Source organism: Corynebacterium striatum (assembly GCF_016728105.1).
GTDB classification, from domain to species: Bacteria; Actinomycetota; Actinomycetes; order Mycobacteriales; family Mycobacteriaceae; genus Corynebacterium; species Corynebacterium striatum.
Genome location: NZ_CP068158.1, coordinates 415,994 through 429,135, shown reverse-complemented (window position 1 = coordinate 429,135; position 13,142 = coordinate 415,994). Strand labels below are relative to the sequence as shown.

At 61.2% G+C, this 13,142-nt stretch carries 12 protein-coding genes and 1 tRNA gene; 7 read left to right on the top strand and 6 right to left on the bottom strand.

The window, feature by feature from the left end; genetic code table 11:
• The first annotated feature begins 11 nt into the window (after positions 1 to 11).
• From I6I72_RS01990 to I6I72_RS01980, 3 genes are read left to right on the top strand one after another with little or no spacing between them, the layout of a single operon-like run.
• Positions 12 to 1,070: a 4Fe-4S dicluster domain-containing protein gene (locus I6I72_RS01990; RefSeq protein WP_049145209.1), complete on the top strand. Its 1,059-nt coding sequence runs from the start codon at positions 12 to 14 to the stop codon at positions 1,068 to 1,070.
• Positions 1,067 to 2,185, top strand: coding sequence for an NrfD/PsrC family molybdoenzyme membrane anchor subunit (nrfD, locus tag I6I72_RS01985; protein ID WP_046645472.1), 1,119 nt, complete (start codon positions 1,067 to 1,069; stop codon positions 2,183 to 2,185). Before I6I72_RS01990 ends, nrfD begins: the two co-directional genes overlap by 4 nt.
• Before the next feature lie 53 nt (positions 2,186 to 2,238).
• Positions 2,239 to 2,442: a sulfurtransferase TusA family protein gene (locus I6I72_RS01980; protein ID WP_129720900.1), complete on the top strand. Its 204-nt coding sequence runs from the start codon at positions 2,239 to 2,241 to the stop codon at positions 2,440 to 2,442.
• A 33-nt stretch (positions 2,443 to 2,475) separates the two neighbouring features.
• On the opposite strand, the gene selD is transcribed toward I6I72_RS01980, so the two are convergent.
• Entirely contained in the window at positions 2,476 to 3,474 is a 999-nt protein-coding gene (gene selD, locus I6I72_RS01975; protein ID WP_049145207.1) for a selenide, water dikinase SelD, read from the bottom strand.
• A 189-nt stretch (positions 3,475 to 3,663) separates the two neighbouring features.
• Between selD and I6I72_RS01970 the strand changes: the two genes are divergently transcribed.
• From I6I72_RS01970 to selB, 3 genes are all read left to right on the top strand, one after another.
• Positions 3,664 to 3,758 (top strand) — tRNA-Sec (locus I6I72_RS01970).
• Between the two features lie 92 nt (positions 3,759 to 3,850).
• The gene (gene selA / locus I6I72_RS01965; RefSeq protein WP_049145206.1) at positions 3,851 to 5,221 is read left to right on the top strand and encodes an L-seryl-tRNA(Sec) selenium transferase; all 1,371 of its coding nucleotides are present in this window, start codon (positions 3,851 to 3,853) and stop codon (positions 5,219 to 5,221) included.
• The gene (gene selB / locus I6I72_RS01960) at positions 5,222 to 7,006 is read left to right on the top strand and encodes a selenocysteine-specific translation elongation factor (RefSeq protein ID WP_049145203.1); all 1,785 of its coding nucleotides are present in this window, start codon (positions 5,222 to 5,224) and stop codon (positions 7,004 to 7,006) included.
• Positions 7,007 to 7,062: 56 nt separating this feature from the next.
• On the opposite strand, the gene I6I72_RS01955 is transcribed toward selB, so the two are convergent.
• Both I6I72_RS01955 and I6I72_RS01950 read right to left on the bottom strand, forming a co-directional pair.
• Complete coding sequence (locus tag I6I72_RS01955; protein ID WP_129720902.1) at positions 7,063 to 8,475, bottom strand: hypothetical protein; 1,413 nt, start codon at positions 8,473 to 8,475, stop codon at positions 7,063 to 7,065.
• Positions 8,476 to 8,519: 44 nt separating this feature from the next.
• Positions 8,520 to 9,647, bottom strand: a complete 1,128-nt coding sequence (locus I6I72_RS01950; protein ID WP_236081475.1) for a hypothetical protein — start codon at positions 9,645 to 9,647, stop codon at positions 8,520 to 8,522.
• A gap of 101 nt (positions 9,648 to 9,748) precedes the next feature.
• On the opposite strand from I6I72_RS01950, the gene zupT reads away from it, so the two are divergent.
• A complete protein-coding gene (gene zupT / locus I6I72_RS01945) occupies positions 9,749 to 10,549 on the top strand; it encodes a zinc transporter ZupT (RefSeq protein WP_034657613.1) in 801 nt (266 codons plus the stop codon).
• Between the two features lie 25 nt (positions 10,550 to 10,574).
• Here the strand turns inward: zupT and I6I72_RS01940 are convergent, their stop codons facing one another.
• Genes I6I72_RS01940 through I6I72_RS01930 form a run of 3 tightly spaced genes read right to left on the bottom strand, consistent with a single transcriptional unit; the run spans position 10,575 to position 12,773 of the window.
• The gene (locus I6I72_RS01940) at positions 10,575 to 11,504 is read right to left on the bottom strand and encodes a DUF808 domain-containing protein (protein ID WP_049062643.1); all 930 of its coding nucleotides are present in this window, start codon (positions 11,502 to 11,504) and stop codon (positions 10,575 to 10,577) included.
• 55 nt (positions 11,505 to 11,559) lie between these two features.
• Positions 11,560 to 12,096 (bottom strand): DUF402 domain-containing protein, encoded by a 537-nt coding sequence (locus tag I6I72_RS01935; RefSeq protein ID WP_049062642.1) that lies wholly within the window; start codon positions 12,094 to 12,096, stop codon positions 11,560 to 11,562.
• Complete coding sequence (locus I6I72_RS01930) at positions 12,096 to 12,773, bottom strand: Rv1157c family protein (protein ID WP_049145262.1); 678 nt, start codon at positions 12,771 to 12,773, stop codon at positions 12,096 to 12,098. The genes I6I72_RS01935 and I6I72_RS01930 overlap by 1 nt, the downstream gene beginning before the upstream one ends.
• Between the last annotated feature and the right edge of the window lie 369 nt (positions 12,774 to 13,142).

Below are 13,142 nucleotides of genomic sequence, written 5' to 3'. Positions count from 1 at the left end.
GAGTAGAGCTCATGGCTAATTTGCTTACTGAAAAAGCCGATCAGCACGGCTACGAGTCCTACAACCGCATGGCTTTCTTTACGGACACCTCGATCTGTATTGGCTGCAAGGCCTGCGAGGTGGCTTGTAAGGAATGGAACCGCAACCCGGTTGAGGGCTATGCGGTCACCGGTGACTCTTATGACAACACCGGTTCGCTGGGCGCGAATACATGGCGTCACGTGGCCTTTATCGAGCAGGACAATGATCGCATTGAAAAGGCGCGCGAGGAAGGCCGCCAGCTGGTCTCTCTCGGCATGCCGGGGGTTGGCACCCAGCCCGCCGCGGTGGATACCACTCCGCCGGATACCGGCGATTTTCGCTGGCTGATGTCCTCCGACGTGTGCAAGCACTGCACCAACGCCGGTTGTTTGGACGTGTGCCCAACGGGCGCGCTGTTCCGCTCTGAGTTCGGCACCGTGGTGGTCCAGGATGACGTCTGCAATGGCTGCGGCACCTGCGTTGCCGGCTGTCCTTTCGGCGTTATCGAGCGCCGCGACGACGGTGGCGTGACACTGAAGACCGATAAGACCGCCACCGTGGACTACCAGCACGATGATCACGCGGGCATCAACGTCTTCAAGAAGCTCGCGCAGCTCAAGCCGCAAGGCGAGGACCACACGCCGGGCGAGAAGATGCCGATTAAGAATCTCGGCGTCGCTCAGAAGTGCACCATGTGTTACGACCGCCTTAAGATCGGCGAGCAGCCAGCCTGCGCCAGGACATGTCCGACTGACTCCATTCAGTTCGGCCCGTACGAGGAGATGCTGGCCGCAGCCGAGGCGCGCGTCAAAGTTCTGCACGAGCAGGGCCTGACCGAGGCACGCCTGTACGGCGCCAACCGCGAGGACGGCGTCGGTGGCACCGGCTCTATCTTCCTTATCCTGGATTCGCCGGAGGTCTACGGCTTGCCGCCAGACCCACGCGTGCCCACTGCGGACCTGCCGCAGATGTACAAGACCGCAGCTAAAGCTATCGGCGGCATGGCCTTGGCTGTTGCCGGTGCGTTCGTGATGGGAGGCCGCAAGTGAGCGAATTCGACGAGTACCGCCCGCCGCAAGAAGAGCGTGCGAACCGCTACCGCAAGTTTGATGGCACCAAGCCGAAGAAGAAGCGTAAGCGTCCTGGCGCCGGTGCGCAGGATGGTTCCAAGGAAGAGCGCATGGCGGAGGACTTCGAGTTCTCCTCCTACTACGGCAAACCCGTGGTCAAGGCTCCGCCATGGGAGTGGCCGATTGGCGCTTACCTGTTCCTAGGCGGCCTTTCCGGCGGCTCCGCTTTGCTGGCCGCCGGCGCATCTGCCACGAAGAATGAACCTTTGGCGCGCAGCACCCGCATTGCCGCATTTACTGCCGCCGCTGGTGGCTCAGTCTTCTTGGTCCTTGACCTTGGCCGCCCTGAGCGCTTGCTCAACATGTTCCGCGTATTCAAGGTGACCTCGCCGATGAGCGTGGGTTCGTGGATTCTGGGCTCCTTCGCCACTGCTGCGTCGTTGCCTGCATTGTATGAAGCCGACAAACTCACTAAGCAGAAGCTGCCGTTGCCGCGCTTTGCCCGCAAAGCACTGGGCGCTGCGGCTGGTCCTGCTGGTGTTGTTGCTGGTGTGCTGGGCGGTCCTTTGGCGGGCTACACCGCAGTGCTTTTGGGCAACACCTCGAACCCGACGTGGAACGACGCCAAGAAGCACCTGGCTTATGTCTTTGTTTCCTCGGCGTCGGCGGCCGCGTCTGGCTGCGCCATGGTGTTCACCCCAGTCGAGCATGCCGGCCCAGCCCGTGCCTTGGGCATGGCCGCCGCTGCTAGTGACTTGGCCGCGACCAAGATCATGGAAGAGAACATGGAACCAGAGACCGTGGTTCCTTTGCACAAGGGCAAGCCAGGCAAGCTCATGAAAGCCAGCGAGTACCTCATCGCCGCTGGTGGCGTGGGCACCGCGGTGGCAGCGGCCACAAAGTCTCGTACCCTCTCCGTGCTCTCGGGCCTTTCGCTCATGGCGGGTTCCGCCTGCACCCGTTTCGGCGTGCTCAACGCGGGGATCGAGGCGGTCAAGGATCCTGCGACCACCATCGAACCACAAAAGCGTCGCGCCGCGCGCAAGCGTGCGCAAGAAGGCCTGGCCCACTCGGTGGTCACCTCCAAGCACTAAGCCGCGCTTGCTTCTCGCGCTTTTGCGCGAAAACCCTCAAGCCGGGGCAGACCCTGGAAGTAACCACTGATTGCCCGCAGGCCTATCGCAACGTGCCGGATGACGCCACAGCAGCGGGCCACGAGCTCATCGGTGAGCCCACCCGCGAGGGCGCGCGCATGACGTTTGTGTTCCGACGCGGCGAGAAGATCCTCGGCACGCACCCCACCGCGGAAAAGTCCGGGTGGGTATCACGCCTGTTTAAGAAGAAGGCCTAGACGGTCCAGCAGGCCACGGCCGAAACCACAGTCTTACTTGATGGTGATGAAGGCGCTGTCCTCAGAACCATCGTGAGCCACGGTGCGTCCGATGACCGGGTAGCCAGGGACCTCACCGATGAGCAGCAGACCGCCGGAAGTCTGTGCATCAGCGAGGAAGACCAGCTCTTCTTCGCTCAGTCCAGCCTCGTTAGTTATATGCGGGTGGACCCAGTCTAGGTTGCGGCGGGAGCCACCGGGGATGAAGCCCTCGGCCAGCGCTTCCTTGGCACCCTCGACGGTCGGCACAGCGCTGAAGTCGAGCTCAGCAGCGACCCCGGAGGCACGCATCATCTTGTAGAGGTGACCCAACAAGCCAAAGCCCGTGACGTCGGTAGCCGCCGAAATGCCAGCCTCCACAGCTGCGCGGGAAGCGTCCCTGTTGAGTGCTGTCATCGAATCGACGGCAGCCTGGGAAACCTCACCCGTGGCCTTGTGCTTGTTGTTGAGGATGCCCACTCCAATGGGCTTGGTTAGCGTAATCGGCAGACCCGCCTCAGCGGAGTCGTTACGCATGAGTTTCTCCGGCGCCACGATGCCGGTCGCTGCCATGCCGTAGATTGGCTCAGGCGAGGTAATAGAGTGGCCGCCGGTAACCGAAATGCCGGCCTGCGTTGCCACATCCATGCCGCCGCGCAGCACTTCGCGGAGGATATCTAGGGGCAGGACCTCACGCGGCCATCCCACCAGGTTGATGGCGGTTACTGGGGTGCCGCCCATGGCATAGACGTCGGAAAGCGCATTAGCGGCAGCTACTCGGCCCCAGTCATAAGGGTCGTTGAGCATCGGCGTAAAAAAGTCGGCCGTGGAAATAACAGCGAGACCGTCTTGAATCTTGACTGCGGCGGCATCGTCGCCGTCGTCCAAGCCGACGAGCACGTTGGGATCGGCCTTGCCAATGAGGCCCTCAACTGCCGATTCCAGCTCGCCGGGAGGGATCTTGCAGGCGCATCCGCCACCTGCTGCGAATGAGGTTAACAAGATGTCAGTCATGCAACTGAGTCTACAACCCCAGCGAATGCCCTACCCATCGTCTAAAAGCAGCAGCGAAGGCGCGCGGTAACGGAACTTTAGCCCAGCAGGCCACATCGCCGGGCACCTCACCTAGAGATTGACGTGTTTGTGCGTTCAAAGTGAAGCATGGCACCAAGGGAAGGGCTCCTACGTGTAAGCTTTCGCAACGGAGGCGTACGTGTCCTGGTGGGCGCCCCGGTCTTCAAAACCGGTGAGGCCGAGCATCTCGGTCTGGCAGGTTCGATTCCTGTCCGTCTCCGCCAAAACCTCTCGAGCTGGCGCCCGCCATGTCGCGCCCGTTTATCTTGCGATTGTGGCTTCTCTGGCTTCGATAGCTTTAAATCAAGGAGCGATTGTGACAGGCCACAGTGATTCGCGGCAGCAAGATGAGCGCCGCAACATCCCGCGTACCGACGAACTTCTCCGCCTTCCAGAGACTAAAGCTGCGAGGCTTAGGCTTGCGGAACATGCGCTAAAAGCACTAATTAAAGGCGTGGTTGGCCGCGCTCAGCGTGCTGAGATCGCCCCGCAGGATGTGCGCGCAGAGGTAGCACGCGTACTCGCTTCGGCCCGCCCGTATAGCCTGCGTCCAGTGCTCAACGCCACGGGGGTCATCGTCCATACCAATCTTGGGCGTGCATCGCTGCCAGAGGTTGCTAAAGCAGCGCTTTGCGACGCCGCTTCTTACACAGACGTCGAAATGGATCTGCCCGCTGGAGTGCGTTCCAAAAACCGTGGCCGCGGCGCAATCTCTGCACTGCTTGCCGCATGCCCAGGCGCCGAAGATGCCCTCGTGGTTAACAATGGTGCATCCGCATTGCTGCTGGCCACGGCAGCACTTGCGCCGCAACAAGAGGTTATCATCTCCCGCGGCGAGCTCATCGAGATTGGGGCCGGATTCCGTCTGCCAGAGCTTATTGAATCCTCGGGTACCCGACTCAAGGAAATCGGAGCCACGAACCGTACCCACCTCAGCGACTACAAATCCGCGTTGAGCACCCACACCGGCGCAATCCTGAAGGTGCATCCCTCCAACTTCCGTATCGAAGGCTTCACCACCTCCGTGGACGTGCCGCAGCTGCAGCAGCTTCTAAAACGGCACAACAAACAGCTAGGTGCGTCCGGCGAGCGTGTACATCTCATCGTGGACCTAGGCTCGGGGCTGCTTGTACCAGACCCGGCTCTGCCCGAAGAACCAGATCTGCAGGCGCAGCTGGCGTCTGGTGCCGACGTGGTTATTGCCTCTGGGGACAAGTTGCTCGGCGGCCCACAAGCCGGAATCATCTTGGGCACCAAGGAAGCGCTGTCCAAGATTAAGAAGCATCCGCTGGCCCGCGCGGTGCGCATCGACAAGCTGCGCCTGAATGCACTCGAGGCAGCGATTAATGCGCCATCGAATGCGGTCCAAGACAGCTTGCACATCGATCTAGCGGAATATGAAGGACGGACTCAAGACATTGCCGCCGCAGTAGGTGGGCAGGTCACAACTCACGCTGGACGTGTGGGCGGCGGCGGTGCGCCCGAGTACCCTCTCGAAGGCTTCGCTGTGTCTTTGCCAGAGCAGTTCGCGCAGCACCTGCGTACAGGTGAACCAGCAGTCCTGCCACGCGTACATCAGGGGCAGTGTCTTGTCGACGTGCGCTGTATCCCGCCAGCGCAGGATGCTCAGCTCATCGATGCCATCCTCGCCGCACAACAGGCACTCGCCGCACAAGGGGAGAAGTAGATGTTCGTCGTCGCAACGGCAGGCCACGTTGACCATGGTAAATCCACCCTGGCCAGGGCACTTACCGGCATGGAACCTGATCGTTGGGAAGAGGAAAAGCGCCGCGGCCTCACCATCGATCTGGGCTTTGTGTGGACGCGTCTGCCCTCCGGCGCAGATGTCGCTTTCGTGGACGTGCCGGGGCACGAACGTTTTCTTGGAAACATGTTGGCTGGCATCGGCCCCGCGCCCGTGGTGCTCTTCGTGGTTGCAGCAGATGAGGGCTGGCAGGCCCAGTCCACCGATCACCGCGATGCGATTGCAGCTCTTGGCATCAGCCACGGCTTGGTGGCCTTGACGCGTGCCGATCGTGCCGACGTGGCGCGCCGCTTGGAGGTCGAGGCGGACGTGCGCCGCCAGCTGCACGGCACCGCGCTTGCCGACGCCCCCATTCTCACCGTTTCCGCCAAGACCGGCGAGGGCATCGATGAGCTGCGTGCCGCGCTTGATGAGATTCTCGCTGCCGCACCGAGCCCCGACCCCGAACAACGTATGCGACTGTGGGTCGATCGCTCATTTAGCGTTAAGGGCGCAGGAACCGTAGTTACCGGCACGCTCGCGGCTGGCACCTTGAGAGTTGGTGACAGCCTCGAGTTGCTCAACGCGTCTGGCACGGCGCCCGTTGAGGTCCGTGGTCTCCACAGCGAGAACACCGCAGTGGAGGCTGCCACACCCGTGACACGCGTGGCGGTCAATCTTCGTGGAATCGACGCCGCGGCGATTAGCCGAGGAGATGCCTTGCTCAGCCCCGGCACGTGGCGACAGGCAGAGCTCTTCGACGTTCGGCGCACCTCCGGCGATGCCCTTGACGCAATCGCGCAGGATTTGGTGGCTCACACTGGTACCGCTGGCGTCGAGGCGCACGTTCGCCCGCTTAGCGCCGACTTCGCACGCATCCGCCTGAGCCAGCCGCTCGCGCTAGAACTTGGCGACCGCTTTGTGCTGCGAGGCCCCGGCGCACGCCACGTGCTCGCCGGCGTCGAGGTCGTGGACCTGAACCCACCGCAGCTGCGGCGCCGTGGCGCGGCAGCGCGCTGGGCCGAGCAGCTCGCCGGGCAACAAGATTACAAGAGCCCCGCCTTGACCCTGCAACAACGCGGCTACGCCCTCATCGAAGACTTGCGCCGCGATGGCTACACCGTGGACGCCCCGCCCGCCGGTGTCATCGCGTTTAGTAAGTGGTGGATTACCGCAGCACAAGTGGGGCAGTGGAAGCAGCAATTGGGCGGCGCCGTAGCCGATCACGCCGCCGCGAACCCCCTCGCGGTGGGCCTGCCTCGCGGCGCGGCACGCGACGCCTTGGGCCTTAGCGAAGATGCATTGCTCAACCTTGCGGTGGCGGCAGCCAAGTTGGAGTCCGTCGAGGGCGCAATCCGGGTGCCTGGTGCTGTGGCGTCGCTTGGCGCTGCGGAGGAGGGCGTCGCCAAGCTAGAACAGCGGCTCCACAAGGAACCCTTCGCCGCACCAGAAGCTGCGGATCTTAAGGATCTGCGTCTGGGGAACAAGGAGCTCGCCGCAGCCGAGCGTGCCGGGCGAATCCTGCGCCTGAAGGACGGCGTCGTGTTGTTGCCCTCGGCCGTGGCTGAGGCGCGCACGCGATTGCAAGGCATCGACCAGCCTTTCAGTACGTCCCAGGCGCGACAGGCGCTGGGGACTACCCGCCGCGTGGCCATCCCGCTGCTGGAATACCTGGACGAAAAGGGCGTTACCCGCCGCTTGGACGGGGCTCAGCGCGAGCTGCGCTAGGCGGCGGCCTGTCTGAGCCCTACTGCGGCTGGCTTTAGCCTTAAACCTAGCTGGGCCTAGTCAAAATAGGCGTGGATGCCGGTGGCCGGAATCGTGCCGCCAGACTCACCAAAGTTGGCAAAAAGCGTTGAGCCGGAATAGAACAAGTTTTGGGTATCGAAAAGCGGCACGACCTTGGGCTGCTTTTCCTCAACCTCCAGCGTTTCCAGATTGACCTTGTAGCGTTCGGTGGACTCCTGTGTTTGGCCAGTGGCCAGGTAGAGTGACATGCCATCCGAAATCGCGGAGATACCCTCTTCCTTGTAATCCTCGGTTTCAAAGATCTTGGTCATGTCTTCGTTCGAGACTTCCTTGATCATTTCCCCAGATGCGAGGTCGATCACGCGGATTCCCTCGTCTTTATCCAACAGAGTGAGCTTGTTGCGCACCACAGTGCCGGTAGGGCTCGTGACCTTGGCGGGGTCATCGGGGTTGGCGGTGGGGAAGGCGTCGCCAAGCATGCGCGCGCCATGAGCCTCATCATAAACAAAGGTGGGGCGTGCCGCGTTATCCGAGATGCCGACCACAAAGTCGTTGTTGTGGAGGAACGTGTAGCCCTTTGTCTCCTGTGGCAGTTCCCCGTCGATGAATCCAGGAGCATTGGCGTCGACCAGTACCTTTTCCTCACCGCTCAGCGCATCGATGAGCAGGAGCTGGTCGCCTTCCTCGCCCGTCCGCTGAACTAGATATACGTATGTCTCACCCAGTGGAAACTCCTCTAAGCGGCGCTGCTCACTGCTAGCTTTAGGCTGCTGAAGTACCTTGGTCGTGGCGTCAGCCAGGGAGAGCGCGAAGATCCGCGGGGCCTCGGACTCTGCAACATCGGACTGGGAAAATACCAGTTCTTCGCCAACCTGCGAGACAGCAAAATCGGACAGCTTTGTGCCTGTAAATTCTTGGGGCAAATCGAAAGGCTGCGTGACCAGTGGCGTGCCATTGTTGCCATCGAAGATGTAGAGCATCGGCCCAGTGACGTCATTGCCGTTGGACTCATAAGGAACTGTGGCCACGGTGGCAAAGACATTCTTGCCCTCAAACTTGATGGGCGCGCACATACCGTCCCACGAAGAAAGGTCGGCCTTGTCGAGACCGTAGTCGACCTCAATTTCGTGGTCCTCCAGCGTCTGGGAATTCGCAATGGCCTGGAAGGTATCTCCTTTGAAATCGGGGCACTTTTCTAAGGCGCCAGAAGCCAACGGGGCGCCATGTGCGGTGGGCAGGCCGTACTTGTCGGTGCCCAGGCCCTTAGCCACCTCGGAAGGCACAAGATCGCTCATCGCACGGGTGATGGGTTCCCTCGGCTTCTTTTGATGCAAACCCTGAATGATTCGGGGGTTGGCAGATTCACTTTCGCCGCAGGCAGAAAGCAGTAGGCTGCTGGCCACAACGACGGCGCTCAGGCGTACCAAGCGGAGATGAGAAGAAAGCATGAAGGACCTTTCGTATCGGTTTAAAGTGCGGCGACCTAAGCGGGTTATTTGCGGTGGTTGCCACCGCGGCGGTGGGCGGCGTCGCGCTGGGAGCGGCGGGCCCTTACGCGGGCCGATTCGGAGGAGAAGCGGCCAGGTGCCGCAGCTGTGGGTAAATCGCGCCACGCTAGCGTTTGCTGGCCTGGCATGTGACTGACAAGGTCTGCTAGCTCTGCGTGCGCTTGACTTGGAGCAGCGGACTCCGGCTGGGCGGCGGGCTCTGGCTGGGCTGCTACGGGTTCTGGTTGGGCGGCCACGGGTTCTGGCTGTGTAGTAACGGGCTCCGGCTGCGGAGCAGTGGGGCTTGCGATGTGACGCATGCCGTGCGGCAAGTCAGCGCTGAAGTCCGCGGCGTCGAGGCCGGTCTCCCATGCCATGAAGGTGGCCGGCTCTACGGTGGCGGGTGGAATTGCTGGGCGGGATGGCGGAATGCCTAGTACCGGGACGCTGGCCGCAAAGAACTCAGTGGCGTCGGGGGAGGGAACGTCGACAGCAAGGCGCCGATCCGCGCTAAAAGCGCGGGCCGCAACCGTGGTGCCCTGGCCAGCTGCGCGCTCCAGAATGGCGTTGAGGTGCGGCTGCTGGCCAGCTGCGGCCACACCGCCCAGGACCGTGCCAGGAGTCGCAGCCACGATGTCGCCCTCCACATCATGCAGCGTGACAAACAGCTGTTGCGTGCCCATCTGGTCCAGCTGGGCGTCATTAAGCTGGCCTGAAGCCGTATCAACGAGCAGTCCCAAGCCCCCGCAGAGAAGCACCGAACCGGCTGGCTGGTCATTGTTAGGAATCATCCATGGCGCCAGCCCCAAGCTCACAGCGACGTCCACGCAGCCTTCCGTAGGGAGGATCTCAACCGTGGCCCGAGTAGATAGCTGCAGCCCTGAGGCACGCACGCGGTCGAGGGCGGGGTAGTCGGCGGCCTCTTGTGCATCGAGGTATCCCAGGATGCCAAAGTGGCTGCGCACGCGCCAACCACCGGTAAAGGCGTCAGCCTCCAAAGTCACGTCGAGCGCGAGCGGCGCTTCACTTAGCGTGGGCAGGGAGAGCGCGGTGGACAGCACTACGTTGTCGAGCACCGCAACGTGTTCGACACCAAAGTAGCTTTTCGCCAGCGGATACAAGTTTCCGTTCAACGGCGCCTCCCATGTTGTCCTGCACTACGGATTGTATGTATCTCTAGCCTACGCACCTCGCAGTCGAGCAGGCACAGGCTGGTGTTCTATAGTCAGAGATGATGTACTCGCTGTCCACCTTAGCCATGGCTTTTGGCCTCACGCTTTTCGCCGGCTTGTCGACGTCCATCGGTGCCGGCATCGCAGTCAGCAAACGCAACCCTGGTCCGGCCTTCATGGCGGCGGCACTTGGCCTTTCTGCAGGTGTGATGCTCTATGTATCGTTCATGGAGATCCTCCCCACCGGTCTTGACCAGCTCACCGAGGCCTATGGCAGCGAGAAGACCGGCACCTGGGCGTTGGTATTGGCCTTCTTCGCGGGCATTGCGGTTATTGCGATTATTGACCGTCTGGTGCCGGAGGAGATTAATCCGCACGAGCCCGCGACTACTGAGGAGGCGGCGCGCCGCAAGCGCTTGATAAAGACTGGCGTGTTCACCGCGTGTGCGTTGGCGTTCCATAACTTTCCGGAGGGCTTCGCCACATTCCTCGCGGGACTAGAGGATCCGCGAATTGCGATCCCGGTTGCGGTGGCTATCGCAATTCACAACATTCCCGAAGGCATCGCCGTCGCCGTGCCCCTGCGCGAGGCAACTAGTTCGCGCGCCAAGGCCTTTTGGTGGGCCACCATTTCTGGTCTGGCAGAGCCAGTGGGTGCGGTAGTTGGTTTCCTCCTGCTGCTGCCTCTGATGGGGCCGGCCACGATGGGCTTTAGCTTTGCTGCCATCGCCGGCATCATGGTCTTTATTTCCTTGGACGAGTTGCTGCCCACGGCAGAGGAAACAGGGGAGCACCACTACGCCATTTACGGGCTCATCGCCGGAATGGCGATCATGGCGCTTTCACTGTTGATGTTCTTATAAGGCGCGCCGCCTGTGTTGGCGCTGCTTAGGCGTGGGCGTCCTTGCCCGCGGACTTCTTCACGGCCATGATCACCGTGACGATGACAGCGCCGAGCAGGAAGCCGAAGATCATGGAGAGGACGGTGTCCGCGGTCCAGGCGAGTGCGCCGTTGGAGATGGACTCGGTCAGGTGGTGAATGAAGCCATAAGGCTGCTCAGCACCGAACTCGTGGATTCCCTTGATGACGATGTGGCCGCCCACCCAGAGCATCGCGGCGGTGCCAATGACAGAGATGATATTCAAAACAATCGGCATGCCCTTGACTAGGAGGTTGCCCAGAGCGGACTTCCCGTTGTGGCGCTCTAGGAGCTTAATACCCAAATCATCCATCTTGACCAGCAAGCCCACGGCGCCGTACACAGCCAAAGTGATGGCGATGGCCACGACCACAAGCGTGCCCAAACGCAGCCAGAAGGGCTCGTTGATGACCTCGTTGAGAGAGATCACCATGATCTCCGCGGACAGGATGAGGTCGGTGGTGATGGCGGCCTTCACCAGCTTGTTCTCGGCGTCGGGGTCCTTTTCCTTGGGTTCCGCGTCCTCTTTATGCTCCTCGTGCGGCATGAAGTGGTGGAAAATCTTCTCCGCGCCCTCGAAACACAGGTAAGCGCCGCCGCACATGAGGATTGGAGTCAATGCCCATGGCGCAATCCAGGAAAGCAACAAGGCGATGGGCAAAATGATGACAAGTTTGTTGATCAGGGAGCCCTTGGTGATGCGCCAAATCATTGGCAGCTCGCGGGCAGGGGTGACTCCCGCGACGTATTGGGGGGTTACTGCGGCGTCGTCCACGACCACGCCCGCCGCCTTCACGGAGGTCTTACCGGCAAGAGCTGCTACGTCATCAACGCTGGCAGCAGCGGAGCGGGCGATGAGTGCGACGTCGTCAAGCAGTGCAAAAAGTCCACCAGCCATAGGTGTTATGCATCCTTCATTTGGAGAGTAATTTATCTCTCCATACTCTACGCACCTATTCAGCCGGAGTCAGGCTGACAGATTCAGCCCAGGAAAGTTCGATGCCCAGCGTGCGCAACCAAGCCATTGCATCATCGCCGTAACGAGTGATGCCCTCGACTGCAGTGAGGGTGCGTTCCATGGCGCGCTCGGCCTCCTCCGCGGAGATGAGACCTGCGGAGGTGGCGGCGGCCAGCTCGTCGATGTCGAGGACGTCGATGGGCTCGCCGGTGTTAGAAACCAAGTCAACGTACAGATCACGCGCGGTCCACACACCATCGGTGTTATCGATGTCAGCGACATCGAAGTAGAAGTCCTGGCGCGCGTCCACACCCTCGCGGAAGTGGAAGATGTTTGCCCGCAAACCCAGTTTCGGAAGCAGCCATGACTCGAGGTAGCCGAAGCGCGGGTGATTGGCGCCGCGGGCCATGTAGAGGCCGAAGTCGGTCTCACGGTAGGTGTCTACCTCGCGGAGGAATCCTTTGGGGTCAACGTTGACGTTGCTTACCGTATTAAAGGTTTCTTGCTTGACTGGATGCAGGTCTGCGCTCATTAAATCACCTCTAGGAAGGCTGCGGTGGGCGGGAAGCTACACGTAGATTCTTGAGTGTTGACGGAGCCGGACAAAAGGGCCACGACTGTGCCCTTGCCAGTAACCGCGCGGCCCGAAACCGTGGTGGGGCCATCTTGGTTGATCCCGTTATTGAACAGTGGAGTGATGCCGGACTGGAAAGTGTCCAGGTTGAACCACCGTACGTTCATGTTTCCCTGCTCCTTGGCGGCAGGCGAGGTTCCCATTGCGGTGAAGAGGAAGACTGCTTCGCCCTCGCCGGCGCCAGGCGCAGGCATCTGGGTGGGGCCGGGGACCGCGATGGCGGAACCCACAGAGTTGGCTTGGCCGCCGATGCACTGTGCGGAGACAGTAGGCCAGTAGAACTGGCGGAAGGCGGGGCCTTGGCCCTCAGGCATTGCTACGCCGGCATCGCCTCCCTCACCCATGGAAAAGGCGAGGCCGGAGAGGATGGCGCTGCGCAGCTCCTGGGGCATCCAGGGTTGTGCGGCGAATTCGCGGATGCGGTTCTGGGTGTCTTCTTTCGGGCGGCCGAGCTCATCCAAAGGGGAGAGTGCAGCGGTCTGGGCCTCCAGTGAGGATAGGTCCGGCGCGTCTGCTTGTGCGGGGGCGACAAGTGGTGCGGCTAGACCGATGAGCGCCGTGGTGGCGGCAGCAATAACTCCGGAGCCCGCGCGGAGGCGGGGTCCGTGGTTGCGCTGAGCGCGGTTGGTGGTGCTCGGAGTGCTCACTGTTATCAGAATCCTTGTGTTGGGTGCAGTAGGGATTGCGGGCTTCGGCCCGGCGAGGTGCTTGGAAACAACACTCGTCACAGAAGTCACAATAGTATCTGCAGTAACAATATTCACTTTTTCCTTGCGGTCAAGACCTAAACCGACTGCTACGTCATATTTCGTTCGCGTATATCGTTTCGTTACAAAACCCTGGAACTTGTGTTTCTACAGCTCTTCATGCGCTTCAATGCTGCAATTCAAAGGGTGTCAGAGTATATTTAGACCCCGTTCAAAAATCTTCGCGCTTTCGCGCTC

Bases quoted from the DNA above. Each gene is read 5' to 3' on its own strand.
- I6I72_RS01990 (WP_049145209.1), top strand. From the start codon at position 12: ATGGCTAATTTGCTTACTGAAAAAGCCGATCAGCACGGCTACGAGTCC.
- selD (WP_049145207.1), bottom strand. From the start codon at position 3,474: ATGACTGACATCTTGTTAACCTCATTCGCAGCAGGTGGCGGATGCGCC.
- I6I72_RS01940 (WP_049062643.1), bottom strand. From the start codon at position 11,504: ATGGCTGGTGGACTTTTTGCACTGCTTGACGACGTCGCACTCATCGCC.
- zupT (WP_034657613.1), top strand. From the start codon at position 9,749: ATGTACTCGCTGTCCACCTTAGCCATGGCTTTTGGCCTCACGCTTTTC.
- I6I72_RS01955 (WP_129720902.1), bottom strand. From the start codon at position 8,475: ATGCTTTCTTCTCATCTCCGCTTGGTACGCCTGAGCGCCGTCGTTGTG.
- selB (WP_049145203.1), top strand. From the start codon at position 5,222: ATGTTCGTCGTCGCAACGGCAGGCCACGTTGACCATGGTAAATCCACC.
- I6I72_RS01935 (WP_049062642.1), bottom strand. From the start codon at position 12,096: ATGAGCGCAGACCTGCATCCAGTCAAGCAAGAAACCTTTAATACGGTA.